Raw genomic sequence first — 25,517 nt, forward strand, 5'->3', positions numbered from 1 at the left:
AGCAATGACCCGCACCGCCGAAATCACGCGCAACACCAACGAGACGCAGATCCGCGTCGCGATCAACCTCGACGGCACCGGCCGCCAGAAGCTCAACACCGGCGTCCCGTTCCTCGACCACATGCTCGACCAGATCGCGCGCCATGGCATGATCGACCTCGAAGTCGAAGCCGTCGGCGACCTGCACATCGATGCGCATCACACCGTCGAGGATACCGGCATCACCCTCGGCATGGCGGTGGCCAAGGCCGTGGGCGACAAGAAAGGCATGGTGCGCTACGGCCACTCCTACGTGCCGCTGGACGAAGCGCTGTCGCGCGTGGTCATCGACTTTTCGGGCCGTCCGGGCCTGGAAATGCACATCCCATGGACCCGCGCCATGATCGGCACCTATGACGTCGACCTGACGGGCGAATTCTTCCGCGGCTTCGTGAACCACGCCGGCGTGACCCTGCACATCGATAACCTGCGCGGCGTGAACGCCCACCACCAGTGCGAGACCGTGTTCAAGGCCTTCGGCCGCGCGCTGCGCATGGCTACCGCGCTGGACGAGCGCGCCGCCGGCATCATCCCTTCGACCAAAGGCAGCCTGTAAGCTCCGCTAAACTGAGATCATGACGAACAAGATTGTGGTGGTCGATGGCCTGGGTAACCTGCGCTCGGTCGCGCAGGCGCTGCGCGCCGCTGCGCCCGAGGCCGATATCCTGGTGTCGAACAAGGCGGCCGACATCATTGCTGCCGACCGTATCGTGCTGCCGGGCCAGGGCGCGATGCGCGACTGCATGCGCAGCCTGCGCGAATCCGGCGCCGAAGAGGCCCTGCTGCGCGCCGTCAAGACCCGTCCGGTGATGGGCGTATGCGTCGGCGAGCAGATGCTGTTCGACGAGAGCGAAGAAAACGAAGGCACGCCGGGCCTGGGCCTGCTGCCGGGCCGCGTCGTCCGTTTCCAGCTCGACGGCAAGCGGCAAGGCGACGGCTCGCGCTTCAAGGTGCCGCAGATGGGCTGGAACCGCGTGCGCCAGACCCGCGCCCACCCGCTGTGGGAAGGCGTCGAGGACGGCAGTTATTTCTATTTCGTGCACAGCTACTATGCCGTGCCCGAGCAGGCAGCCGACACGATCGGTGAAGCAGACTATGGCGGCATGTACACCTGTGCCGTCGCGCGCGACAACCTGGTCGCCACCCAGTTCCACCCTGAAAAGAGCGCAGCCGCCGGCTTGCGCCTGTACCGCAATTTCATCCACTGGAATCCGTGAGTTTTCCTTTGAACCCGACGTCAATCAACCCACAACCACCATGCTGCTGATCCCTGCCATCGACCTGAAAGACGGTCACTGCGTCCGCCTGAAACAGGGCGACATGGACCTCGCCACCGTGTTTTCCGAAGACCCCGCCGAAATGGCGCTGCACTGGCTGAAGAAGGGCGCGCGCCGGCTGCACCTGGTCGACCTGAACGGCGCCTTCGCGGGCAAGCCGAAGAACGAGGAGGCGATCAAGTCGATCCTGAAAACCGTGCAGGACTACGCCGAAGAGATGGGCATCGAGGAGATCCCGGTCCAGCTGGGCGGCGGCATCCGCGACCTCGACACCATCGAGCGCTACCTGGACGACGGCATCACCTACATCATCGTCGGCACCGCCGCGGTGAAGAACCCGGGCTTCCTGCACGATGCCTGCGGCGCCTTCCCGGGCTCGATCATCGTCGGCCTGGACGCCAAGGACGGCAAGGTCGCGACCGATGGCTGGAGCAAGATGTCGGGCCACGAAGTCATCGACCTGGCCAAGAAGTTCGAAGGCTATGGCGTCGAATCGATCGTCTACACCGACATCGGCCGCGACGGCATGATGGCCGGCGTGAACATCGAGGCGACTGTCAAGCTGGCCCAGGCCGTCAAGATCCCGATCATCGCCTCGGGCGGCGTGCACAACCTGGCCGACGTCGAAGCACTGTGCGCGGTGCAGGACGAAGGCATCGAGGGCGTGATCTGCGGCCGTTCGATCTACGAAGGCACGCTGGACCTGACTTCGGCGCAGGAACGCGCCGACGAACTGACCGAGGGTGCCCAGGCCTAAGCCGTATGCTCGCAAAACGCATCATCCCCTGCCTCGACGTTACCGGCGGCCGTGTGGTCAAGGGCGTCAACTTCACCGAGCTGCGCGACGCCGGCGACCCGGTCGAGATCGCACGCCGCTATGACGGGCAAGGCGCCGACGAGATCACCTTTCTCGACATCACCGCCTCGAGCGACGGCCGCGACCTGATCCTGCCGATCATCGAAGCCGTGGCCTCCACCGTGTTCATCCCGCTCACCGTCGGTGGCGGTGTGCGCAAGGTCGAGGACGTGCGGCGCCTGCTCAACGCCGGCGCCGACAAGGTGTCGATGAACACCTCGGCCGTGACCAACCCGCAGCTGGTGTTCGACGCCTCGCAGAAGCACGGTTCGCAGTGCATCGTGGTGGCGATCGACGCCAAGCAGGTCGCACCCGGCAAGTGGGAAGTCTTCACCCATGGCGGGCGCAACCCGACCGGCCTCGATGCTGTCGAATGGGCCCGCAAGATGGAGTCGCTCGGCGCCGGCGAACTGCTGCTCACCTCGATGGACCGCGACGGCACCAAGTCCGGCTTCGACCTGGGCCTGACCCGCGCCGTGTCCGACGCGGTCGGCATTTCTGTCATCGCCTCGGGCGGCGTCGGTTCCCTAGAGGACCTGGCCGACGGCATCCTCGAAGGCCATGCCGACGCGGTACTGGCCGCCAGCATCTTCCACTACGGGCAGCACACGGTGGGCGAAGCCAAGCGCTTCATGGCCGAGCGTGGCATCCCAATGCGCCTGGAGTAAGCAATGGCCAGCAATGCCAAATGGCTGAACAAGGTGCGCTGGGACGAGAACGGCCTGGTGCCGGTGATCGCCCAGGAAGCCGCCACCGGCGACATCCTGATGTTCGCCTGGATGAACCGCGAGGCGCTCGCGAAGACGGCAGAGCTGGGCGAAGCCGTCTACTGGAGCCGCTCGCGCAAGAAGCTGTGGCACAAGGGCGAAGAGTCCGGCCATACCCAGAAAGTGCTGGAGATGCGCCTCGACTGCGACGAAGACGTCGTGCTGCTCAAGATCGAGCAGAAGGGCGGCATTGCCTGCCATACCGGGCGCCACTCCTGCTTCTTCCAGAAATTCGACGGCGAGGACTGGCAGGCGACCGAACCCGTGCTGCAGGACCCCGACACCATCTATTCCCCGAACAAGAAATCCCATGAGTGACATCCTGGCCCGCGTTGCGGCCACCATCGAGTCGCGCAAGCCGGCAGCCGGCGGCGACCCCGCTACTTCCTACGTCGCCAAGCTGTTCAGCAAGGGCGACGACGCCATCCTGAAGAAGATCGGCGAGGAAGCCACCGAAACCGTGATGGCCGCCAAGGACGCGCGCGTCTCCGGCGACGCCTCCAAGGTGCTGTACGAGACCGCCGACTTGTGGTTCCACTCGATGGTGCTGCTGGCGCAATTCGGCTTGAGCCCGCAACAGGTGATCGACGAGCTGGCGCGCCGCGAAGGCGTATCCGGCATCGATGAAAAAGCCGCGCGCAAGGAATAACAAAGTAAGCGCCTACTCATGCTTGCCATGCCTGCTGGCGATGTCATAATCAGGCATACGCGGTCATACCGATGTCATGCGGTGCCGGTAGGATGCACAGGCTTCCTCTGAGGGAACGCTGTAACAAAGATCTGGAGACAAGATGGACAACTGCATTTTTTGCAAGATCGTCGCCAAGCAGATTCCGGCCAGCGTCGTCTATGAAGACGACGACGTGCTGGCCTTCAAGGACATCAACCCGGCCGCTCCGGTGCACCTCCTGGTGATCCCGAAGCAGCATGTGGCCACCCTGTCCGACTGCACCGACGAACACGCGGCCGTGCTGGGCAAGATGCTGATGCTGGCCCCGAAGCTTGCAGAAGAGCACCGTGTTGCCGTCAAGTCCGACGGTAACGGCGGACACAGCGGTGGCTTCAAGACCCTGATCAACAGCGGACCGGACGGCGGGCAGGAGGTCTACCACCTGCACCTGCACATGTACGGCGGCAAGCGCCCATGGCGCGGACTGGGTACCTGAACGCTACCTGGATGCAACTAAACTTTTAATGCAGGCAAGAAGTAAGGCAACAGCGTCTGCATAGCGTATACTGAAACGTACGCTTTCCCGAATTACAGGCGCAATGCGCCTTGCTAGGAGATAAACATGGGTTCGATGAGTATTTGGCACTGGGTGATTGTCCTGGTCGTCGTGATGCTGATTTTTGGCACCAAGAAAATCAGCAACATCGGTGGTGACCTCGGCAAGGCCGTGAAGGGCTTCAAGGATGGCGTGAAGGGTGAGGAAGACAAGGCGAACCCAAACGCCTCGGCCACCCAGCCGCCGCAGCAGGTGGCGGACAAGACCACCATCGACGTCGAAACCCGCGACAAGACCCGTCATTGATATCCGGGCATGATCGATCTCGGACTGTCGAAGCTGGCGATCATCGGTGTTGTCGCGCTGATCGTGATCGGCCCTGAAAAGCTGCCCAAGGTGGCGCGCATGGCGGGCACCCTGTACGGGCGCGCCCAGCGCTACCTCAGCGACGTCAAGTCCGAGGTCAGCCGCGAGATCGAGCTCGACGAATTGCGCAACCTGCACAAGGAAGTGCACGAGAGCGCGCAATCGTTCAAGGACGAGGTGGAGCAGTCCATGGCCAGCCACGTCGACGAAGTCGAGGCGCTGTGGGACGGCAGGGAGCACACTTCCTCCCCTTCCTCCTCCGGCACGTCCTCCTTCGTCAGCACCGCCGACATCGAGCGCAAGGCGCGCGACTTTCGCCGCAAGAAGCTCGTGCGCACATCAAGCGTGCCGGCCTGGTACAAGCACCGCAACGGCGGCAAGACCCATGTGCTCTCCGGCGCGGCGCGCGTGCGTAAGTTCCGGCCGGGTTCAAGCAAATCCAAGACATCCTTTTTCTAGATGACCGAAGAAGCCGCAGGCGAAGAAACCTTCATTTCCCACCTCGTCGAACTGCGTGACCGCCTGGTCAAGGCCTCGATCGGGATCGCCATTGCCTGCGTGGCCCTGTTCATCTGGCCAGGACCCTCGCAGGTCTACGACCTGCTGGCCGCGCCGATGGTCGCCTCGCTGCCGGCAGGCTCCACCATGATCGCCACCGGCGTGATCTCGCCCTTCCTGGTGCCGATGAAGGTCACCCTGCTGCTGGCCTTCATCCTGGCGCTTCCCTGGGTGTTCTACCAGCTGTGGGCCTTCGTTGCGCCCGGCCTGTACGCGCACGAGAAGCGCCTGGTGCTGCCCCTCGTCATCTCGTCCTCGCTGCTGTTCATCGCCGGCGTGGCCTTCTGCTACTTCCTCGTGTTCGGCCGGGTGTTCCAGTTCATCGGGGAGTTCGCGCCATCTTCCATCGCGGTGACGCCGGACATCGAGAACTACCTCGATTTCGTCATGTCGATGTGCCTGGCCTTCGGCTTCACCTTCGAGGTGCCGGTGGCGGTGGTGATCCTGGTGCGCATGGGCATCGTCAGCATCGAAAAGCTGAAGGAAATCCGCTCCTACGTGATCGTCGGCGCCTTCGTGATCGCCGCCATCGTGACTCCGCCGGACGTGGTCAGCCAGCTGGCGCTGGCCATCCCGATGTGCCTGCTCTACGAGCTGGGCCTGATCGTGGCGCCGATATTTGCGCGCATGACGCGCGCTCCCGAAGAGCACGCGTAAGCAGGTTCGACCTCAGTTCGACCGCAGCACCCCGCCATTGCCCAGTCCACCCTCCACCGACTGGGCCTTGTAGGCGCGCACCGCCTTCACCATCTGGTTGTACGAATCCATGAAGGAAGCAGCCAGCACCTTGCCCTGGGGCGAGTTGCTGAAGCCGTGCGCGCCCGCCAGCCCGCCCTTGAAGAAGACGGCCAGCATGCCGAAGTCCCAGTTCTGCGCGCTGCCCTCGGCGGCGGCCATCATGCCCTTGCCAACATTGCCGGTCTTGCGCAGTTCGCCCGATTCCATCAGGGCGCGCCCGCCCTGCATGCTGCGGAAGGCCTGCCCGCGCTCGACGATGACGAAGCAGTTGGACTGCTGGATGATCATGCGCAGCAGCGGCACCGTGCTCTGCATGCGGTATTCGTTCGTGAACTGGTTCAAACAAGAGGAAAACTGGCGGGAGTGCGTCCGTCAGGACGGCGGTACGGGGAGGGAAGCCATCGGTGTCTCCGGCTGATGGCGCTCATTGCCGCCAATGGTTATGGGGCTGCATACCCATTCTAGCCTTGGAGATATTGCGCACAAGCTAGCGCGTGAGCACGCTGCTTGTGCGCTTTTGCCCAGGGGGGGGCCGTGCAAAATTAAAATATTGCTATTGCATCAGCTCCGAGATCATCTTCACCGGCGCATTGCCGTAGCTGAGGAACTGGTCGTGGAATTCCTTCAGGTTGAAGCGCTCGCCCAGCTGCTGCTTGCGGCGTTCGCGCAGCTCCATGATCTGCTCGTAGCCGCTGTAGTAGCTGGTCAGCTGCACCGACGTGAGCGTCACGCGGCGCCATTTTTCCTCGGCTTCCTGGCGGGTCTGGAAGGCCTGGCGCACCAGCAAGTCGATCGCTTCCGGTCGCTGCATGCCGAGCACGTGGACGCTGTAGTCGAGGATGGTGTTGGTGACGCTGCGCAGGTTCCACTTCGAGTACATCAGCCACATCTCCGGCGCGTTGTCGCCGTAGCCGTTCTCCAGCATCATGCGCTCGCCGTACACGGCCCATCCCTCGACCATCGCGCCGTTCCCGAACAGCGACTTGACCAGCGAAGGTGACCGGTTCGCGTACACCAGCTGGGCATAGTGGCCGGGAATGGCCTCGTGGATGTTCAGGATCTGCAGGATCCACTCGTTGTACTCGCGCAGGCTGCTCTCGGCCTGTTCCGGCGTGAGGTTGTCGAGCGGCGTCACGTTGTAATAGGTCTTGTCCTTCGGGCGGTAGGGGCCCGGCGCGTCGATGCTGGCGCCGGCCACGCCGCGCTGGTACATCGGGGTCTCGCGCACCTCCAAGGGCTTGTCGGCATCCAGGGTGAGCAGATTTTTCTCGGTGACGAACTTGTGCAGGGCCGGGATCTGGCGGCGGATCTCGGGCAGGAAGTTCTCGCGCGAGACGTGACGCTCGGAGAGCTTATTGATCATCATGCCGATCTTCTGGAAGCGGTCACGCGGCTTGGCCACGCCGGCCATATAGCGCGGCCACAGCTCGTCCGAGATCGTATCCATGCGGGCGAGCAGCTCTTCGCGCGTGGCCAGGGCCTTGCGGAAGGTCTGTTCGGCGCTGCTGGACGACTGGATCTCGAGCGCGAACTTTTGCTCGTACAGCTCCTTCCCGGCGCGGAAGGGGCGCGGCCTGGCCGCGTTCCTGTCGAGTGCGTCCAGGAAGTCGACGTAGGCCAGCACCGCGGTACCGGCATTGGCGATGCGCTGCGCGAAGATCGCCTTCTCCTGCGCGTTCAGGATCGATTCCTGCGCCGCCTTGCCCAGGTCGGCCAGCACCGCGATGGTGCCAGGGGCCTGGGCGATGGCGAGCTGGGTGTGCTCGCGGGTCGGGTTGACGATCGAGGCCTGCGCCGCCGCATAGAAGGCCGGCACGTTGGCCAAACGCTTGAGGATGGTGCGCAGGCGCTGTGGCTTGGCGGCGTATTCGGTATTCAGGATCAGGTCGAGCGGCTGGGCGACGTTGTACAGCGCCGGGTTCCACTCGTATTCACGCCAGGTGGTGAGGTTCCAGCGATCCTTCTCCAGCTTGTTCACCAGCAGGACCAGGTCGGTGCGCTGGCGATCCGACAGCTGCCGGGTATCGAGCTTGCCGAACTTCTCCAGCCATTCATTGGCAAAGGCCAGTTTCTTGGCGCGGGTGGCGGCGTCTGGAATGGTGAGATTGGCAGCCTGGTCGAACTTGCCGACGTAGATGCCGCCTTCCGGGTCGATGCGCCATAACGCGGTCAGGTACTGCATGCTCATGGAGTCGAAGCGGCGGTCGAGGCGCTTGTCGCTTGCGCTCGCGACCGGAGTGGCTGCGACTGCCGTGGCCGCCGTTGCTACGGCCGCAGTGGCGACGGCAGCACCAGCCGCCTTCGCAGCCGGCTTTGCCCCCTTCTTGACTGGTGCCTTCGGTTTGCCCGCTTTCGCGTTGACCACCTTGGCGGCTTTGGCCTTGTCCTTGGCGGGCTTGGTGGTCTTGGCGCTGGCCGGCGCCAGCGCGAAACTCGCCAGCAGGACTGCCAGCGCGATCTTCGTTTTCATCATCCTGTTCGAACCCTGTAATTAAAAGGTCGGAGTCCGTCCGCGCGGCAAGCGCAAGGCGGAACCACGGAAGAGTAGCACCATTCAGCGCGCTTGCGGGCCGCTGAAACATTCCGACACTTGAATTGAGACTGAATGTCGCTTAATCGATGGCGCCGGAGCGGATCATCTGCTGGTGGATGGCGTTAATTGTCTCGACCGCCCTGCGCCCGTTCGCCATGTGGTGCAGGACGATCTCGCTCTCCCTGGTGAAGCGGTGGCCGATGCGCACCGTGTACGAGCGCGTTACCCAGGCGAGGAAACCGCCGGCATAGTTTGCGTCGTCCATGTCGCGCCACTTTACCCCACGCACGCCGCGCTGCCACGGCAGCACACCTGAGACTACCCAGACGCCAACGTCGTCGTAGTACAGCTGCACGCTGCGCACCGCCAGGAACCGGTAAGCGACGATCAGGCTTGAACCGGCCAGCACCGCGGCGGCGACGAGATCGTCATAGCGGAAGGCCAGCCGCAGTACGACGAAGAACAGCAGCGCGGCCAGCGCCGCCACGCCCGCATAGGCCGTCCACGACTTGACGCCGATGACGCGGGCCTGTGGCGTCGTTGCCGCTTTGTCCAGTTCCATGTGTCTTTACTCATCCATAAAAGCGGCATGATCACATGAATGTCATGCAGCGCCAAGACCTTGCATCAGCATGGCCAGCATTTCGCCCGGCGACATGCGCGCCGCCATCTCGGTCCCTTCGAGCAGGCTGTCGGCCAGGTCACGCTTGCGGTGGTGCAGTTCGACGATGCCTTCCTCGATGGTGCCACGCGCCACCAGCCGGTAGATGGTGACGGGCCGCTGCTGGCCCATGCGGTGGGCGCGATCCGAGGCCTGGTCCTCCACCGCCGGGTTCCACCACGGGTCCATGTGGATCACGTAGTCGGCCGCGGTCAGGTTGATGCCGACGCCGCCCGCCTTCAGGCTGATGAGGAAGAGCTCACCTTCTCCGGCCTGGAAGGCGTCCACGCGGCGCTTGCGCTCCTGCATGGACGTGGCGCCGTCGAGGTACTGGTAGGGGATATGCTTGGCGTCGAGGTACTTGCGGATCAGGCTGAGGTGGTCGACGAACTGGCTGAACACCAGCACCTTGTGGCGGTTCTCCAGCAGGCCGTCGACCAGGCGCGCAAAGGCGATCAGCTTGCTGCTGGCGATGCCCGCGCCGGGCGCCACCAGTTCCGGATTGCAGACGGCGCGGCGCAGCCGCATCATCTCGGCCAGGATCTCGATCGACTTCTGGCTTTCCGGCGCCTCCAGCGCGGCCAGCTTGTCGAGCGCGTCGCGGCGCAGCGATTCGTACAGCGCGCTTTCCTCCTGGGTCAGCTCGACCGGCACCACGATCTCGGTGCGCGGCGGCAGCTCGGTCAGCACCTGCGCCTTGGTGCGGCGCAGGATGAAGGGTTGCGTGAGCCGGCGCAGGCGGGCGCGTGCTCCCGCTTCGGCACGCTTGTCCTGTGCCTTCTCGATCGGTCCGGCGAAGCGCAGCTGGAACTGGTCGGCGCTGCCCAGCAGGCCCGGGTTGATGAACCTGAACAGGTTCCACAGCTCGCCCAGGTGGTTTTCCAGCGGGGTGCCGGTGGCCGCCATGCAGAAGTCCCCCTGCAGCGCCATCACGGCCTGCGAGCGCTTGGTGTGCATGTTCTTGATGGCCTGCGCTTCGTCCAGCACGATGCTGTGCCATGGCCGTTTTGCAAACAGCGGCGCTTCCAGCTGCAGCAGGCCGTAGCTCACCACCACCACGTCGAAGGGCCCCGCTTCTTCCAGCATCGCGGCGCGGTCGCCGGGCCCGAACAGGTGCATCGTCAGGGTCGGCGCGAAGCGCTGCGCCTCGGCGATCCAGTTCAGGCAGACCGAGGTCGGCGCCACCACCAGTGCCGGACCGTCGGGTGCGCGCGTGAGCAGCAGGGCCAGCGCCTGCAGGGTCTTGCCAAGGCCCATGTCGTCGGCCAGGCAGGCGCCCACGCCCAAATGGGCCAGGCGCCCCAGCCATTCGAAGCCTTCGCGCTGGTAGTCGCGCAGTTCCGCCTGCAGCGTGGACGGCAGGGCAGGGGTAAAGGCTTCGCTGTCCGCGATGCGCTGCAGGTGTTTGCGCCAGGCGGCGTCGCTTTCCACGCTCCCGGCATCGCGTGCCAGTTCGGCCAGCGAGAAGCTTGCCAGCGGATGCATGCGCAGCTCTTCGCCAACCACCGTGCCGTAATCGGCCAACTCCATGAGGCGCCGGTGCAGCTCGTCGCTCAAGGCCAGGTATTCGTTGTCGCCCAGCGCCACGAAGCGGCTCTTCTGTTCGCGCACGCGCTCGAGCAGCGAGCGCAGGTCCATCACCCGCTGCTCGTCGACCACGATGTCGCCGTTGGCCGCGAACCAGTCGCGGTCGCGCCGGACCTGGATGCGCACCGACTTCGCATTCGCGCGCTTCGACACGCGGAACTTCTCGCCTTCCGGCCAGGCCACCACGACCTTGGCCGGATCGAGACTGCGCAGCTCGTCCACCAGCTCCAGGCACTGCAGGGGCTGGCCGAGCAGCCATTCGCCGTGGTCGAGTTCACCGTGTTCGAGCGCTTGGCAGGCGCCGACCAGCTGGCGCTCGGCCTCTCGCTCGGCGTTCAGGTCGCGCCTGGCTTCAAGGCGCACGCCGTTCACGTCGGCGATCACGCTTTCGGCGCCGGCGCCGGGTGCATAATAGGCGCCATTGTCGAGCGGGCGCACCAGCACCTGCATGCGCAGGCCCTGCTGGTAGGGACGCAGGTGCAGGTGCAGGCGCGGGTCCGCCGCGACCTGTTCGATGTCGCCCGGGCTGGCGCCGATGTCGGACTGCACCGTGACGATCGAGGAGATCGCGCTGATCGCGCGCAGCACGCGGCGTTCGGCTTCCGCCGGCACCTCCAGGCCTTCGCCGACGATGGCGGCGATACGGCGGTGTTCTTCATTGACGCGTACCAGGCGCAGCCGGGTCGGCGTTTCGCGGGTGACGATCACCTCGCCGTCCTGCTCGCCCGGCGCCGGATGCAGGGAAATGGTCACCTTGCCGCCGCGCGCCTTAACCAAGAGTTCCGGCTCGCCCGGCAGCAGTTCGACGCGGGTGCCCGGCGAATCCATCCAGAACAGCAGCGGGTGGCCGACCAGCGCGCCCAATGCCTTGTCCAGCTCGAACTCGAAGCGGATGCCGGTGCTGCCGTAGTAGCGGCGGCCGGCGATGCTCGATACGACCTGCACGTCCTGGGCGGTGAGGAAGTCGAGGTTTTGCGCATCTTCGGCCAGGCGCTTCAGGCCGATGGCGCGGCCGCGGCTCCAGCCGCCCTGCGCGTCGCGCTTCTGTTCGCGCGGCTCCAGCTCGCGCACACCCATGTGCTCGTCGTAGCGGATCATCCACACCAGGCGCGATTCACGGACCACCTCGGCATTGAGGGCCGGCTGCAGGTTGATCAGAGCGTTGAGCTGGCGCTCCCACGGCTCCTCGCGCTCGAACCAGTGGGTCAGGTCGGTGAGGCGGTGGCGGCGCCGCAGCTCGCCGGCGCGCGCTTCCTGGCTGATGCCGCCGGGTCCGCCCATCTGGCCCAGCAGTCCGGCCAGCTGGGCCGACAGCAGGTCGAAGCCGGCGCGCTCGGACTGGGCCAGCATGTCCTCGATGTCCTGGCGCTTGCCCTGCAGTTGCGGCAGGCCGAGCCAGTGGTGCATCAGGGCGCGGAAGGTGAAGGGCTCGAGCGCCATCTCCCAGCTGCGCGAGGCCAGCACTTCGGCGTCCACCGTGCCGCGCCGGATCTCCTGGAGCATGCTGAGCTGGAAGACCACCGCGGTCTCCGGACGCTGCACTGCGCGGGTGGCGATGTCGAGCCAGGCATCGGCCAGCTTCAGGTGCACGGGCTGGTTGCTGCGCAGGAGGGCGGCCAGGGAGAGGTGGGCGCCGATGCCGTCGAAGACGGCCTTGCGCTTGCCGGTCTCGCGGCGCAGCTGCTTGAGCGCTCCCTCGACACCGGGCTGGGCGATGTCGAGGTCGTCGCGCAGCAGGGCTATCACGCTGCGGAAGAACAGGCCGGCCGCGTCGTCGACCTCCAGCAGCAGCGTCGATGCGTCATCCAGGCGGCCGCACAGGATCAGGTGCTCACCGAGCGCAATGCGCAGCGCGATCGAAGGATCGCCCTGGGCCGCGTGAGCTTCGGCGGCGACGCGGATCGCGGGCGCAAGCAGAGGCTCGCGCTGCGCATGCTGGACCAGGGTCGCGAGCACGCCGTCGCGCAGCGAAGGGTCGATGCGGTCGAGCAGGGCGGGTTCGAAGGGACGCGCGCAGACCTCGACCAGCGGATGCAGGTAGGACGCCTCGTGGCAGCGCAGGCAGGCCGCCAGCAGCGGCGTGACCGCCGACCCATTCTCTCCGGCCAGCAGGGACATGCGCAGCAGGGCCAGGCCCTGGCGGTAGCTGCGCAGGATGGGCGTGCCCTGCCAGTCGCGCCGCAATGGCGTGACGCGCTCGTAGGCTGCGCGCAGACTGGCGAACAGCTCGCCGGACAGCGCATGCTCGATGGCGGGCCATGCGGCGGCCGGCACGATCGTGACCCCGCGTTCGCCGGCGTCAATGACCAGGCCCGCTTCACGCAGACGCGTCAGCTCGGCCGCCCATTGTTCAGGCGGCAGCGGCAGGCCGGCGGCCATCAGGTGTTCGAGGATGCGCTGGCGGCCCATCGGCTCGCCGGAGAGCGCCAGCAGGGACAGGATTGCCCCCTCGCCGGTATCGAGTTCGTTAAAAATCATGCAGCCGGCAGGTTCTCGATCTCCACCGCAGGCAGGCCGGCAGGTACAGGGATATCGAAGACACGCAGGTAGAACACCAGCTCGGATTCCAGCGTCTTCACGACGCTCTCGGCCTTGCGGAAACCGTGGCCTTCGCCTTCCAGGGTGATATAGGCCACCGGGACCTGCCGCGCCCGCAGCGCCGCGACCATGGTTTCGGACTGCTGCGGCGGCACCACCATGTCGTCCAGGCCCTGGAAGAAGATCATCGGGCGCTTCAGCTTATCGGTGTGGTGGATCGGCGAGCGTTCGCGGTAGACCTGTTCGGCCCGCTCCGGCGGGGCGATCAGGTACTGGTTGTAGTGCGACTCGAACTTGTGCGAATCCGCATCCAGCCCGGCCAGGTCGGACACGCCGTAGTAGCAGGCGCCGGCCTTGAACAGGTCGTGGAAGGCGAGGGCGGACAAGGTGGTCAGGCCGCCGGCGCTGCTGCCGCGCACCAGCAGGCGCTCGCGGTCGGCCAGGCCCTGTTCGGCCAGGTGGCGCGCGCCGGCCACGCAGTCTTCCACGTCGACCACGCCCCACTGGCCCTTGAGCAGGTCGCGGTAGGCGCGGCCGAAGCCGGTGCTACCGCCGTAGTTCACGTCCAGCACGGCGAAGCCGCGGCTGGTCCAGAACTGGGTCGCCAGCTTCAGGGTGCTGGCCGCCATGCCGGTCGGGCCGCCGTGGCCGATGACGATCAGGGGCGGCAGTTCGCCATCTGGTGGGGCGAAGTCGGCATTGGTGGGCGGATAGTGAAAGGCGTACGCGATGCGGCCGTTCGCACTCGGGTAGCTGATCGAGCGCGGCACCGACAGGTAGCCGACATCCGGCAGTTGCACGATCGAGCGCGCCAGCACTTCGTGCTGGCCGCCGTCCAGATCGATGCGCGCAAGCTCGAGCGCGATGGTGGGCGCGCCACCCAGCAGCGCGACCGTGTGCGCGTTCACGCGCAGTTCGCGGATTTCCTCGTAGGGTGTGGGGATTTCCGTGCGCTGCCCGCCACGCAGGCGCGCCAGCTTGCTGACGCCGCCCTCGATGTAGGCGCAGACGATCTCGTCGTCCGAACGAAAACCGTACAGCGAACCGCCGAAGGTCCACAGCGGCCCGCCGAATTCCGCCTCGCGCGGGCACAGCGCTTCCACCACGCCGCCTTCGTACCGGTACAGGTTCCACCAGCCGCTGCGGTCGGAGACGAAGTGCAGCACGCCGCCAGGCGACCATTCCGGCTGGCAGACCGATTCCTGCGGCCCGCCGGCCACCAGCCGGCCGTTCACCAGCGTGCCGTCCTCGAGGACCTCGGCCAGCCACAGTTCGCTGCCTTCCCAGGGCATGCGCGGATGATCCCAGCACAGCCAGGCAAGCTGGCGGCCGTCCGGAGAAAGGCGCGGGGCGGCATAGAAATCGTTGCCGTCCACCAGCACGGTTTCGACACCGTCGAAGCCGATGGCGGCGATCGTGTTTTCGGGGTAGTGGCCGCCGGCGGAGTGGTCTTCGCGCACGGTCACCAGGCGCCGGCGCTGCGCATCCACCACGAAGTCGGCATAGCGCTGCTTGTTGTCCTGGGGCGTGACCGGCACCGGCTGCGAGCCCGGCTCGACCCGATATAAACGGCTGTCGGCATGGTTGGAAAACCAGGCGACGCCATCGGCAATCGCATAGGCGCCGCCGCCGTATTCATGCACCTTGCTGCGCACGTTGAATGGGGCCGGGGTCAATTCACCGCGGCTAGCCACCAGGGTGGAGCGTCCCGCTTCGCTGGCCCGTCCCTCCAGCCAGTACAGCTCGGCGCCGTCGAGCACCAGCGAGGCCAGCGGCGTGGCGCCCGCCGCCACGACGGATGCGGTGATCGGGGACGTCCAGGTACCGCAGGGTGCTTGCTGTTTGGTCATGACGGGTTCTCTCAATAGGACAAGAAACGCATTATAAGTGTGCTGCCAAAGATGCGATAATGGAGGTTTTCCCTCCGCATTCATTGTCAGCCATGCCACAATTCGCCCCGCTCCAGAACGACACCTTCCTGCGTGCGCTGCTGCGCCAGCCGACCGACTACACCCCGGTGTGGCTGATGCGCCAGGCGGGCCGCTACCTGCCGGAATACCGTGCGACACGCAAGCAGGCAGGCTCCTTCCTGGGCCTGGCAAAGAATCCGGATTTCGCCACCGAGGTCACCCTGCAGCCGCTCGACCGCTATCCGCTGGATGCGTCGATCCTGTTCTCGGACATCCTGACCGTGCCGGACGCGATGGGCCTGGGCCTGTACTTTGCCGACGGTGAAGGCCCGAAGTTCGAGCGTCCGCTGCGCACGGAAGCGGAAGTGCGCGCCCTTCAGGTACCGGATATGGCGTCGCTCGACTATGTCTTCAAGGCGGTGACCCAGATCCGCACCGCCATCAACGGCCGCGTGCCGCTGATCGGCTTCTCGGGCAGTCCCTGGACCCTGGCCTGCTACATGGTCGAAGGCGGAGGTTCGCGTGAATTCCACACCATCAAGAAGATGATGTATGCGCGTCCGGACCTGATGCACCACATCCTGGACACCAATGCGCGCGCCGTGGCGCAGTACCTGAACGCCCAGATCGACGCCGGCGCCCAGGCCGTGATGATCTTCGATTCCTGGGGCGGCGCGCTGGCCGACGGCGCCTACCAGCAGTTCTCGCTGCAGTACATGCGGCAGGTGCTCAGCCAGCTGCAACGCGAGAAGGACGGCGTGCGCATCCCGGCGATCGTGTTCACCAAGGGCGGCGGCCTGTGGCTGGACGAGATGGCGGACATCGGCGCCGATGCGTTGGGCCTGGACTGGACCGTCAACCTGGGCAAGGCGCGCGCCCTGGTCGGCGACCGCGTGGCCCTGCAGGGCAACCTCGACCCGGCCATCCTGTTCGCAGAACCGGAGCAGATCCGCGCAGAAGTCGAGCGTTCCCTGAGCGCCTACGGCAAACCCTCGGCCGGCCATGGCCACGTGTTCAACCTGGGCCACGGCATTTCGCAGTTCACCCCGCCGGAATCGGTCACTGCCATGGTGGAGGCTGTGCACAGCTTCAGCCGCCAACAACGCGCCGCATAAGTCGGGCTGCATTGTCCCCAGCTGTGTTTGGATTGGCCCTCATGGGGCCAATCGCGTTGCCGCAGCAAAATCACACTTGTTCACAAGTTCGTCAAACCCCAAAATTGTTCCTGTGGACATCTCCGTCCAGTGTGGAAATACCTAAGCCAATGATTCTTAGACGTTTTTTCCACGGTGAGCTGTAGGTATACACAGTAGCTGAGACCGTCAACGGGTAGATTGTCCCGGCTTCCTGTCCATTGTTCACAAAGTTATTCACAGGCGCACGGATGAGCTGGGAAAAGTGCTTGGTTTACGCGGACTTAGCTCAACTCTTCAAGTAAGGTGTGAAGATTCTGGTGCACCGCAACGAGTTTTCCCATTGCATATGTGCAGTTATGCACAGCAAGCCGATTCCAGACCAGGTTGTTAACAGGGATAACTCACAGTTTGTAAGCTATTGAATTTATTGGGAAAATTATTGTTGTTTCAGTGAATCGGGCGATTTGAGTTGATCTAACGTAAACCTCGAACGGGGTCAAGTGCAGCACTATTCACAAAGTTTTCCACAGCTTATTGGTCCTGGTTTCCTTACTCAAGAAGGTTGGATTTGGCACACTGCTTCCTACAGGTTGCGCTCGATACACCGCTCAACAGCTGCTTCGATTACCGCTGGGAATGCCAGCCGGGCGAGGAGCCGGCAGTGGGCCAACTGGTGCTGGTGCCGTTCGCGCGGCGCGAAGTGGTGGGCCTGATCGTCGCCGTCAAGGGGGATACCCTCGTCCCCCTGGACAAGCTGAAGGATGCAATCGCCGTGCGCAGCCAGCTAGCGCCGCTGCCGGAGCGCTGGCTGGCGCTGGTGCGCTTCGCCGCCGAGTATTACCAGCGCCCCCTCGGGGAAGTGGCGCTGCCTGGCCTGCCCAAGAACCTGCGGGTGCCGAAGACCGTGGCGCTCGACCGCGCGCTGAAAAAACTGGCAAAGGAAGCGGCATCGCACGATCCGACACCGTCCGGCATGCCGGTGCTGAACCCGGCGCAGCAGGAAGCAGCCAGCAGCATCGGCGGCGCGCAGGGCTTCACGCCGATCCTGCTGTACGGCGTCACCGGCAGCGGGAAGACCGAAGTGTATTTGCAGGCCTGCGCCCAGGTGCTGGCGCGCGAGCAGGACGCCCAGATCCTGATCCTGGTCCCCGAAATCAACCTGACTCCGCAGCTGGAAGGGAACATCCGCGCGCGCTTCCCCGGCGTGATGCTGGCCACCCTGCACAGCAGCCTGGCCGAGGGCGAGCGTATGCTGCACTGGCTGGCCGCCCACCAGGGTAGGGCGCGCATCGTGCTGGGCACGCGCCTGGCCATCCTGTCCTCGCTGCCGAACCTCAAGCTGATCATCATCGACGAGGAGCACGACCCCTCGTACAAGCAGCAGGAAGGCCTGCGCTACTCGGCGCGCGACCTGGCCGTGTGGCGCGCCCGCCAGCTGGCGATCCCGATCGTGCTCGGCTCGGCCACGCCCTCGCTCGAGACCTGGCACCATGCCGCCTCTGGCCGCTACCGCAAGCTGGAGCTGCGCGAGCGCGCCGTGCGCGATGCCGTGCTGCCCACCGTGAAGCTGGTCGACATGGAGCGCGACCGCCCGAAGGACGGACTTACCAGCGCCCTGATCGCCGCGCTGCGCGGGCGCCTGGACCGCGGCGAACAGTCGCTGCTGTTCCTGAACCGGCGCGGCTATGCCCCCGTGATCTGCTGCGACGCCTGCGGCTGGATCAGCAACTGCACCCGCTGCACCGCCTTCATGGTGCTGCACCGGCCCGAGCACCGGCTGCGCTGCCACCACTGCAGCCTGGAGCTGCGCATCCCGCGCCACTGCCCGACCTGCGGCAACGTCGACCTGCAGCCGCTCGGACGCGGCACCCAGCGCATCGAGGAAGGCCTGGCTGCGATGTTCCCGGAAGCGCGCATCCTGCGCATCGATGCCGACTCCACCCGCCTGAAGGGCAGCGCGCAGGCGGCCTTCGACACCGTGCACCGCGGCGAGGTGGACATCCTGGTGGGCACGCAAATGGTCGCCAAGGGTCACGACTTCAAGAAACTCACCCTGGTGGGCATCCTCAACCCGGACACCGCCCTGTTCTCGCAGGACTACCGCGCCAGCGAGCGCCTGTTCGCCCAGCTGATGCAGGTGGCGGGACGTGCCGGGCGCGCCGGGGCGGCCTCGGAGGTGCTGGTGCAGACCCGCTACGCCAGCCACCCGCTGTACGGCGCCGTCATGCGCCACGACTACGACCGCTTCGCCGGCAGCTTGCTGGAAGAACGCCGCCAGGCCGGCCTGCCGCCTTTCATGTACCAGGCACTGCTGCGCGCCGAGGCGCCGGCGCTGGCCGACGCCATCGCCTTCCTCGAGGCGGCGCGCGACAGCATGGCGTTCGATGCGGTGATGATCAATGACCCGATCCCGATGACGATGACGCGCGTGCACAATGTCGACCGCGCCCAGCTGCTGGTGGAATCGAGCTCGCGTCCGGCCCTGCAGGCCTTCCTGCGCGAATGGATCGAGATCCTGCGCGGCATGAAATCGCGCGTTCGCTGGTCGCTCGAGGTCGATCCGCTCGATATCTGAGCGCTGCAACTATTCGTGAGTTTCGCCCGGCGGTTCTTTGATAGAGTCGGCGTTCCCGTCACGCAAAGAGAGCCTGTCTTGCGCACTTCCGCCGTTTGCGATCGGCGGCGACGTGACACTGCGCTTCTTGCCCGGCATCCCGCGCCCTGCAGCGCTACCCGCACCCCGGCGGCATCCGGGCCGATACCCTGACCGAGATGAACTTCACGTTCGGGATCGAGTACCAGATGCGCTAAGCCGCCGGACCGCCTGCGCCGCCGGGGTATCGCCCAGCGGCAGCAGCGCGCTCGAGCGCGCCAGCGCACGTACCAGCGCCGCCTCGCCGGGGCGCAGGCCGCGCCGGTGAAGCTGCGGCAGCGAACGCACCGGCTCCGGCACGATCTCCACGGCGGCGCGCACCAGCAGCCGCTGCACGGGACGCATCGGTCCCGGCACGAACGGCGTCTCAGCCATGATCCGCAGGAAGTCGGCCAGGATGGCGGATCCTTCCAGCGCGGACGCGTTCGCCGCCAGCATCGCTTCCCATGCTGTCCAGGAGCACGGCGCCCCGAGCGCGCCGTACAGCCGGGCGGCGGTTTCGCCTTCCGCGAAGGCGGCATCCTTCTCCAGCGCGGACAGGGGCCGCACGTAGCGGTGGTAGGCCTCGGCGAAGCCGAAAGTGGCGGTGGCCTGGACCCAGTCGAGCAGGCGCGGATCGTTGGCGCGATAGGGAAGACCTGTGGGAGTCGTGCCTGTCACGCGGTCGTGCATGCGCACCACGCGCGCGATCATCTTTTCCGCCGCCGAGCGCGGGCCGTAGACGGTCATCATGGCCGCGAAGCCGGTACGGCGCAGGCGCATGATCGGGTCGTGCCGGAAGCCGCCGTGGTCCCACACGCCCGAACGGACCGAAGGTTCGCTCAACTCGAGCAGCACTGCCGCCACCCCGCCGATGAACATGGCCACGGGATTGGCGAATACCTGCCACGCGATGCCGTCGCGCGGGGCGAGCGCAGGCTCGCCCGCCGGCTGGCTGAAGTCGAAGGCCATGCCGGGAGGCGGGCGCAGCAGTTCCCTGATCGGTTCCAGCATTCCCTCTCCTGAGTACAACGCGAGCATGTTGACATATTGGCGCGGTTCCGGCGGTCCGGCTGAAAATCGCGTATCGTTTCGTCATGTTCTGTAGAGAGACCCGGAGAAAGCGATGAACAGACTGGACGTGGATGTTGCCATCATCGGTACCGGCACCGCCGGCATGACGGCCTATCGGGCGGCCAAGGCGCAGGGGACGCGCACGGTGGTCATCGAAAGCAGCCATTACGGCACCACCTGCGCGCGGGTCGGCTGCATGCCGAGCAAGCTCCTGATCGCGGCTGCCGAGGCCGCGCATGCGATGCAGCATAGCGCGCCTTTCGGCGTGCACGCCGGCGAGGTCCGCATCGACGGCCGCGCCGTGATGGAGCGGGTGCGGCGCGAGCGCGACCGCTTCGTGGGCTTCGTGCTGGAAGGCGTCGATTCCTTCCCCATGGCGGACAAGCTGCGCGGCCACGCGCGCTTCACCGGCCCGCACACCTTGCTGGTAGACGACCACACCGAAGTCAACGCCGGACGCATCGTCATCGCCACCGGTTCCACGCCGCTGCGCCTGCCGGTGCTGGAGAAGGTCGGTCCCGGCATCGTCACCAGCGACGACGTGTTCTACTGGGACGACCTGCCGCAGTCGGTGGCCGTGATCGGCACCGGTGTGATCGGCCTGGAATTGGGTCAGGCCCTGCACCGCCTGGGGGTGCGCGTGAAGCTGTTCGCGCGCGGGGGCAGCATCGCCCACCTGAGCGATCCGGAAGTGCTGCGCAGCGCCACCCGCGTGCTCGCGGAGGAACTCGATATCCAGTTCCAGTCGAAGGTGGTGGGCGCAGTGCAGGAGGGCGATGAGGTGGCGCTCACCGTCAGCGACGCCCTTGGCGAGGAAAGGACCGAACGTTTTCAGTACGTGCTGATGGCGGCCGGGCGCACGCCGAATGTGCACGACCTCGGGCTGGAGCACACGGGGTTGGAGCGAACGTCGGAGGGCATCCCGCTGTTCGACACCCGCACCATGCAGTGCGGGAACAGCCACATCTTCATCGCCGGCGACGCCAACAACGAGCGCCCGCTGCTGCACGACGCGGCCGACCACGGCAAGATCGCCGGCGACAACGCCGGCCGCTACCCGGACGTGCGTCCCGGCCTGCGCCGCACGCCGATCGCGGTGGCCTTCACCGAGCCGAACATCGCCACCCTGGGTGCGAACTACCGCAGCCTGTGCGAAGGTGGCAAGCGCAAGTTCGCGGTGGGGCAGGTAGCCTTCGCGAACCAGGGCCGCAGCCGGGTGATGTTGCAGAACAAGGGGATGCTGCGGGTGTATGCCGAATACGGTTCGCGCCGCTTCCTGGGTGCCGAGATGATCGCGCCGCGCGCCGAACACCTGGCGCACACCCTGTCCTGGGCTTGCCAGATGCGCATGACGGTGGACCAGATGCTGGAGATGCCTTTTTATCACCCGGTGATCGAGGAGGGCGTGCGCACCGCCCTGCGCGACCTGGCGCAATGCCTGGCCAAAGGGGAGAGCGAAATCGATCCCGCCGATACCGAGCCGGGGACGTAGAGCAGGGAGAACCGTAGGGTGGGCGGGGTAATTTCGGGCAATGCCCGGACTTACAAACGCCCACGCGGTGATAGTCAGGCCATGAATAGCCGAGCAGGCCGTATTACCGTGATCCGGCCGCGTGGGCGGGAGACCCGCCCACCCTACGAACAGCATACCGCGATCAGTTCAGGTAGCTGGCATCCAGCTTGCCCTCGCCGGCCAGCTGGCGCAGGATGCGCACGGTGTCGATGTCGGCTTCCTGGTAGGCCGAGCGCTTGAAGTCGTCGTACATTTCGTTGGCCGGGTCGGTGTGCTCGCCCTGGCCGTCGTCGTAGCAGAAGCGCAGCAGCAGCACGGCTTCGCCCGGCGCCTCGATGATCATCTTCAGGCTCGAGGCGGCAATCTCGCCCTGGGCCGGCACTTCGTAGCGCACTTCCTTCAGCGGGGTCAGGTGCACGACGTCGTCGATCACCAGGTCGCCGTAGCGCAGGCGGCGCGCGAAGCTGCCGCTGGTCCGTTCGCCGATCGTGCATTCGTCCAGGTGCGGCACGAACATGGTCGGCGATTCGGCGCGCAGCACCAGCCCGCGCCACAGCTGTTCGATCGAAATGGTGTCGATCAGCGGATTGAGCGGATCGTTGATCTGGATGAGATGTTCAAATTTCATGGTGCAGTCCAAAAAAGGCCCTGGCGCCTTGGCGCCACAAGGGTGCGATGGTAACTGATTGCGCGCCGCGGCGTCGCGGGTCTAGGCCGGGATGCCGAGAATCACGCTCGACGCCTTGAATATCGCCGTGGCAGCGCTACCTTCCTGCAGTTCCAGCAGCCGTGCGCTTTCATTGGTGATGACCGCGGCGACCGAACTGCCGCCCCCGAGGTCGATGACGACCTCGGTATTCACCGCACCGGGCAGCAGCCTGGCTACCCTGCCGCTCAGGCGGTTGCGCGCCGACAGCTTCACGCCATCGTCGTCCGCCATGATCATGACGGATGAAGACTTGACCAGGGCAAACGCCTGCGCCCCCACTTCCAGGCCGAGGCTTTCCGCGCTTTCGTGCGTGACGACGGCGACGATGCTCCAGTCCCCGGCGATGGCCAGTTCGACCTCGTCGTTGACGGCGCCCTTCCTGACCCGCGAGACGGTGCCGAAGAACTGGTTGCGTGCGCTGGTCTTCATGTTCAATCTCCGAAGCAGTGACAGGTCGCCGGCGATGCCGCCGGCCCGGCGGTTGAGGTGATCCACGAATTCGCGGTGCAGCTGTTCGACCAGCCTGAAATTCTCGACCAGTTGTGCGCCGCGCGCGGTCAGCCGCGTCCCGCCGCCGCCCTTGCCGCCCGCAAGCCGTTCGACCAGCGGTTCGCCGGCCAGGTTGTTCATGGCATCGATGGCGTCCCAGGCGGCCTTGTAGCTCATCCCGACCGCCTTGGCCGCCTGCGTGATCGAGCCGCGCCCGGCGATTTCGGCCAGCAGGGCGACCCGGCTGCTGCCGCCCAGCTGTGCGCCGCTCACCGTCATCCACAACGAGCCGCCCAGGGCGATGTCCTTGTTTTCCATCTCCATGCGCTGCGCTATATACTCCGCTATATAACGATGATTCTACTCCAGGAAATGTCATGAAATGTCTTTCCAGCCTGCTCCTGGCCACGGCATGCGTCTCGGCCGCCCAAGCCGGGGAAGTCCAGGTGGCGGTGGCCGCCAACTTCACCGCGCCCATGCAGAAGATCGCAGCGGAGTTCGAAAAGGACACCGGCCACAAGGCACGCCTGGCTTACGGCTCCACCGGCAAGTTCTATGCGCAGGTCAGGAACGGCGCGCCCTTCGGCGTCCTGCTTGCCGCGGATGACGACACCCCGGCCCGGCTGGAAAAGGAAGGCCGGGCCGTACGCGGCACCCGCTTTACCTATGCGATCGGCAGGCTGGTCCTGTGGTCGGCCCGGGCGGGCTATGTCGATGCCGGGGGCGAGGTCCTCAAGGCGGGGGGCTTTCGCCACCTTGCCATCGCCAATCCCAAGACCGCTCCCTACGGCGCGGCAGCCGTCGAGGTACTGATGAAGTTCGGCCTGTCCGACGCGCTGGGACCGAAGCTGGTGCAGGGCGAGAACATCGCCCAGGCGCACCAGTTCGTCAGCACCGGCAACGCGCAGCTCGGTTTTGTCGCGCTGTCGCAGGTGGCCAGGGACGGCAGGATTGCCTCGGGTTCGGGCTGGATCGTGCCGGCTCATCTCCATGCCCCGATCCGCCAGGATGCGCTGGTGCTAGCGCAAGGAAAGGGCAATCCCGCGGCCGCGGCCCTGGTGGACTACCTGAAGACGGACAAGGCCAGGGGCATCATCCGCAGCTATGGCTACGCACTGTAGGTTTGCATGAGCGGAAACGACCTCGCGGCCGTCTGGCTGACGCTCAAGCTGGCGTCGATCGTCACGCTGCTCCTGCTGGTCCTGGGGACGCCGGTGGCCTGGTGGCTGGCACGCACGCGTTCGCGCCTGAAAAGCGTGGTCGGGGCCGTCGTGGCCCTGCCGCTGGTCCTGCCGCCGACCGTGCTGGGCTTCTACCTGCTCGTTGCGATGGGCCCCAACGGTCCGGTGGGGCGCGCGACCGAAGCGCTCGGCCTGGGCACCCTGGCGTTCACCTTTCCCGGGCTGGTGATCGGCTCGGTCTTCTATTCCATGCCCTTCGTCATCCAGCCCTTGCAGAATGCCTTCGAGGCCATCGGCGAGCGTCCGCTGGAAGTGGCGGCGACGCTGCGGGCGGGCCCGTGGGACAGCTTCTGGTCGGTGGTGGTGCCGCTGGCGCGCCCCGGCTTCCTCTCCGCTGCCGTGCTCGGCTTCGCCCATACCATCGGCGAATTCGGCGTGATCCTGATGATCGGTGGGAACATTCCTGGAAAGACGCGCGTGGTCTCGGTCCAGATCTACGATCATGTCGAAGCGATGGAATATGCGCAGGCGCATTGGCTTGCCGGCGGCATGCTGCTGTTCAGTTTTGTGGTTCTGCTGGCGCTGTACACCTTCAATCCGCCCTTCCTGAAAGGGCATAAGGGATGAAGGACATCCGCGCCAGGTTCCGTATCGACCGCGGCGGTTTCGCGCTGGACGTCGACCTTGCCCTGCCGGGACGTGGGGTGAGCGCCCTGTTCGGCCCCTCGGGCTCGGGCAAGACCACCTGCCTGCGCGCCATTGCCGGCCTGGAGCGCGCAGCGGATGGCTATGTTGCACTCGGCAACGAAGTCTGGCAGGACGAGGCGGGTGGAATATTCGTACCGACCCATCGGCGCGCGGTCGGTGTCGTGTTCCAGGAAGCGAGCCTGTTTCCCCACCTCAGCGTCCGCGCCAACCTGGAATTCGGCATGAAGCGGGTGCTCCCCAGTGAGCGGCGATTCGAACTGGATCCGGTCACTGCGATGCTCGGTATCACGGAGCTGCTCGTGCGCAAGCCGGACAGGCTTTCCGGCGGCGAGCGGCAGCGTGTCGCGATCGCCCGGGCATTGCTGTCCTCGCCACGCCTGCTGCTCATGGACGAGCCGCTCGCGGCGCTCGACCTCAAGCGCAAGCAGGAAATCCTGCCTTACCTGGAGCGCATGCACGACGAACTGTCCATCCCCATCATCTACGTCAGCCACGCGCCGGACGAGGTGGCACGCCTGGCCGACCACCTGGTGCTGCTCGATGCCGGACGGGTCGTGGCGAGCGGTTCGTTGAGCGAGACCTTTGCCCGTGCCGACCTGCCGCCGGCATTTGCCGACGATACCGGGGTCGTCCTGGACACGGTATTGGCGGGGCACGAGGCCGACGAGCTGTCACGCCTGGCCTTCCAGGGTGGGGTGCTGCTGGTCGGGCGGCGCAGCGAGCCGATCGGCAGCCGCCTGCGCTGCCGCATCCATGCCCGCGACGTCAGCATCGCGCTCGAGCAACCGCGCCGCAGCAGCATCGTGAACCTCCTGCCCGCCATCGTGACGGCGACGTCTGCCACCGACACGCCCGGGCATGTCCTGGTGCAGATGCGCATGGGCGAGGTGCCGCTCCTTGCCCGGATTTCCGAACGCTCGCGGCGCGAGCTGGACATCCGTCCGGGACTGCAGGTGTGGGCACAGGTCAAGGCAGTCGCCCTGCTGGCCTGAGCTGTTGCAAAACAGGCAGGACGGCGG

24 protein-coding genes are annotated in these 25,517 nt (G+C 65.9%); 16 read left to right on the forward strand and 8 right to left on the reverse strand.

The window, feature by feature from the left end; translation table 11 throughout:
• Positions 1 to 4: 4 nt before the first annotated feature.
• The 10 genes from hisB to tatC all read left to right on the forward strand — a co-directional run bounded on the left by hisB (position 5) and on the right by tatC (position 5,746).
• Positions 5 to 595, forward strand: a complete 591-nt coding sequence (gene hisB, locus MA09_RS22770) for an imidazoleglycerol-phosphate dehydratase HisB (RefSeq protein ID WP_036253395.1) — start codon at positions 5 to 7, stop codon at positions 593 to 595.
• Between the two features lie 19 nt (positions 596 to 614).
• Positions 615 to 1,256 carry an imidazole glycerol phosphate synthase subunit HisH gene (gene hisH, locus MA09_RS22775; protein WP_036253398.1) on the forward strand — a complete coding sequence of 214 codons (642 nt, stop codon included), beginning with the start codon at positions 615 to 617 and terminating at the stop codon, positions 1,254 to 1,256.
• A gap of 40 nt (positions 1,257 to 1,296) precedes the next feature.
• On the forward strand, positions 1,297 to 2,073 hold the full coding sequence (hisA, locus tag MA09_RS22780) for a 1-(5-phosphoribosyl)-5-[(5-phosphoribosylamino)methylideneamino]imidazole-4-carboxamide isomerase (protein ID WP_036253400.1): 777 nt from the start codon (positions 1,297 to 1,299) through the stop codon (positions 2,071 to 2,073).
• Between the two features lie 5 nt (positions 2,074 to 2,078).
• Positions 2,079 to 2,840 carry an imidazole glycerol phosphate synthase subunit HisF gene (hisF, locus tag MA09_RS22785; RefSeq protein ID WP_036253403.1) on the forward strand — a complete coding sequence of 254 codons (762 nt, stop codon included), beginning with the start codon at positions 2,079 to 2,081 and terminating at the stop codon, positions 2,838 to 2,840.
• 3 nt (positions 2,841 to 2,843) lie between these two features.
• On the forward strand, positions 2,844 to 3,257 hold the full coding sequence (gene hisI / locus MA09_RS22790) for a phosphoribosyl-AMP cyclohydrolase (protein WP_036253406.1): 414 nt from the start codon (positions 2,844 to 2,846) through the stop codon (positions 3,255 to 3,257).
• Positions 3,250 to 3,588: a phosphoribosyl-ATP diphosphatase gene (locus tag MA09_RS22795; RefSeq protein WP_036253409.1), complete on the forward strand. Its 339-nt coding sequence runs from the start codon at positions 3,250 to 3,252 to the stop codon at positions 3,586 to 3,588. The genes hisI and MA09_RS22795 overlap by 8 nt, the downstream gene beginning before the upstream one ends.
• Before the next feature lie 142 nt (positions 3,589 to 3,730).
• Positions 3,731 to 4,105 (forward strand): histidine triad nucleotide-binding protein, encoded by a 375-nt coding sequence (locus MA09_RS22800; protein ID WP_036253412.1) that lies wholly within the window; start codon positions 3,731 to 3,733, stop codon positions 4,103 to 4,105.
• 126 nt (positions 4,106 to 4,231) lie between these two features.
• Positions 4,232 to 4,471: a Sec-independent protein translocase subunit TatA gene (gene tatA / locus MA09_RS22805; RefSeq protein WP_036253414.1), complete on the forward strand. Its 240-nt coding sequence runs from the start codon at positions 4,232 to 4,234 to the stop codon at positions 4,469 to 4,471.
• Positions 4,472 to 4,480: 9 nt separating this feature from the next.
• Positions 4,481 to 4,990, forward strand: coding sequence for a Sec-independent protein translocase protein TatB (gene tatB, locus MA09_RS22810; protein ID WP_036253416.1), 510 nt, complete (start codon positions 4,481 to 4,483; stop codon positions 4,988 to 4,990).
• Positions 4,991 to 5,746 (forward strand): twin-arginine translocase subunit TatC, encoded by a 756-nt coding sequence (gene tatC, locus MA09_RS22815; RefSeq protein ID WP_036253418.1) that lies wholly within the window; start codon positions 4,991 to 4,993, stop codon positions 5,744 to 5,746.
• Between the two features lie 12 nt (positions 5,747 to 5,758).
• Here tatC and MA09_RS22820 read toward each other — a convergent pair whose 3' ends face one another.
• From MA09_RS22820 to MA09_RS22840, 5 genes are all read right to left on the reverse strand, one after another.
• Positions 5,759 to 6,142, reverse strand: a complete 384-nt coding sequence (locus MA09_RS22820; protein WP_152594765.1) for a hypothetical protein — start codon at positions 6,140 to 6,142, stop codon at positions 5,759 to 5,761.
• Positions 6,143 to 6,380: 238 nt separating this feature from the next.
• Positions 6,381 to 8,300 carry a DUF885 domain-containing protein gene (locus MA09_RS22825; RefSeq protein WP_036253422.1) on the reverse strand — a complete coding sequence of 640 codons (1,920 nt, stop codon included), beginning with the start codon at positions 8,298 to 8,300 and terminating at the stop codon, positions 6,381 to 6,383.
• 139 nt (positions 8,301 to 8,439) lie between these two features.
• Positions 8,440 to 8,922, reverse strand: coding sequence for a hypothetical protein (locus tag MA09_RS22830; RefSeq protein WP_036253425.1), 483 nt, complete (start codon positions 8,920 to 8,922; stop codon positions 8,440 to 8,442).
• A gap of 42 nt (positions 8,923 to 8,964) precedes the next feature.
• The gene (locus tag MA09_RS22835; RefSeq protein WP_036253428.1) at positions 8,965 to 13,086 is read right to left on the reverse strand and encodes a DEAD/DEAH box helicase; all 4,122 of its coding nucleotides are present in this window, start codon (positions 13,084 to 13,086) and stop codon (positions 8,965 to 8,967) included.
• Complete coding sequence (locus MA09_RS22840) at positions 13,083 to 14,996, reverse strand: prolyl oligopeptidase family serine peptidase (protein ID WP_036253431.1); 1,914 nt, start codon at positions 14,994 to 14,996, stop codon at positions 13,083 to 13,085. The genes MA09_RS22835 and MA09_RS22840 overlap by 4 nt, the downstream gene beginning before the upstream one ends.
• 92 nt (positions 14,997 to 15,088) lie before the next feature.
• Between MA09_RS22840 and hemE the strand changes: the two genes are divergently transcribed.
• Positions 15,089 to 16,171 carry a uroporphyrinogen decarboxylase gene (hemE, locus tag MA09_RS22845; protein WP_036253434.1) on the forward strand — a complete coding sequence of 361 codons (1,083 nt, stop codon included), beginning with the start codon at positions 15,089 to 15,091 and terminating at the stop codon, positions 16,169 to 16,171.
• Between the two features lie 589 nt (positions 16,172 to 16,760).
• Positions 16,761 to 18,767: a primosomal protein N' gene (locus tag MA09_RS22850; protein ID WP_036253437.1), complete on the forward strand. Its 2,007-nt coding sequence runs from the start codon at positions 16,761 to 16,763 to the stop codon at positions 18,765 to 18,767.
• A 204-nt stretch (positions 18,768 to 18,971) separates the two neighbouring features.
• On the opposite strand, the gene MA09_RS22855 is transcribed toward MA09_RS22850, so the two are convergent.
• Positions 18,972 to 19,838 (reverse strand): oxygenase MpaB family protein, encoded by an 867-nt coding sequence (locus tag MA09_RS22855; protein WP_051933715.1) that lies wholly within the window; start codon positions 19,836 to 19,838, stop codon positions 18,972 to 18,974.
• Between the two features lie 112 nt (positions 19,839 to 19,950).
• On the opposite strand from MA09_RS22855, the gene MA09_RS22860 reads away from it, so the two are divergent.
• On the forward strand, positions 19,951 to 21,390 hold the full coding sequence (locus tag MA09_RS22860) for a dihydrolipoyl dehydrogenase (protein WP_036253440.1): 1,440 nt from the start codon (positions 19,951 to 19,953) through the stop codon (positions 21,388 to 21,390).
• Between the two features lie 163 nt (positions 21,391 to 21,553).
• Here the strand turns inward: MA09_RS22860 and MA09_RS22865 are convergent, their stop codons facing one another.
• Complete coding sequence (locus tag MA09_RS22865) at positions 21,554 to 22,039, reverse strand: SRPBCC family protein (RefSeq protein WP_036253443.1); 486 nt, start codon at positions 22,037 to 22,039, stop codon at positions 21,554 to 21,556.
• A gap of 81 nt (positions 22,040 to 22,120) precedes the next feature.
• Positions 22,121 to 22,933: a TOBE domain-containing protein gene (locus tag MA09_RS22870; RefSeq protein ID WP_036253446.1), complete on the reverse strand. Its 813-nt coding sequence runs from the start codon at positions 22,931 to 22,933 to the stop codon at positions 22,121 to 22,123.
• A 53-nt stretch (positions 22,934 to 22,986) separates the two neighbouring features.
• On the opposite strand from MA09_RS22870, the gene modA reads away from it, so the two are divergent.
• Genes modA through modC form a run of 3 tightly spaced genes read left to right on the forward strand, consistent with a single transcriptional unit; the run spans position 22,987 to position 25,490 of the window.
• Positions 22,987 to 23,730 carry a molybdate ABC transporter substrate-binding protein gene (gene modA / locus MA09_RS22875; RefSeq protein WP_036253449.1) on the forward strand — a complete coding sequence of 248 codons (744 nt, stop codon included), beginning with the start codon at positions 22,987 to 22,989 and terminating at the stop codon, positions 23,728 to 23,730.
• Between the two features lie 6 nt (positions 23,731 to 23,736).
• Positions 23,737 to 24,417 carry a molybdate ABC transporter permease subunit gene (gene modB, locus MA09_RS22880; RefSeq protein WP_036253451.1) on the forward strand — a complete coding sequence of 227 codons (681 nt, stop codon included), beginning with the start codon at positions 23,737 to 23,739 and terminating at the stop codon, positions 24,415 to 24,417.
• Complete coding sequence (modC, locus tag MA09_RS22885) at positions 24,414 to 25,490, forward strand: molybdenum ABC transporter ATP-binding protein (RefSeq protein WP_036253452.1); 1,077 nt, start codon at positions 24,414 to 24,416, stop codon at positions 25,488 to 25,490. Before modB ends, modC begins: the two co-directional genes overlap by 4 nt.
• The last annotated feature ends 27 nt before the right edge of the window (positions 25,491 to 25,517 follow it).

This window comes from Massilia sp. BSC265, from assembly GCF_000740675.1.
GTDB lineage: Bacteria > Pseudomonadota > Gammaproteobacteria > Burkholderiales > Burkholderiaceae_D > Telluria.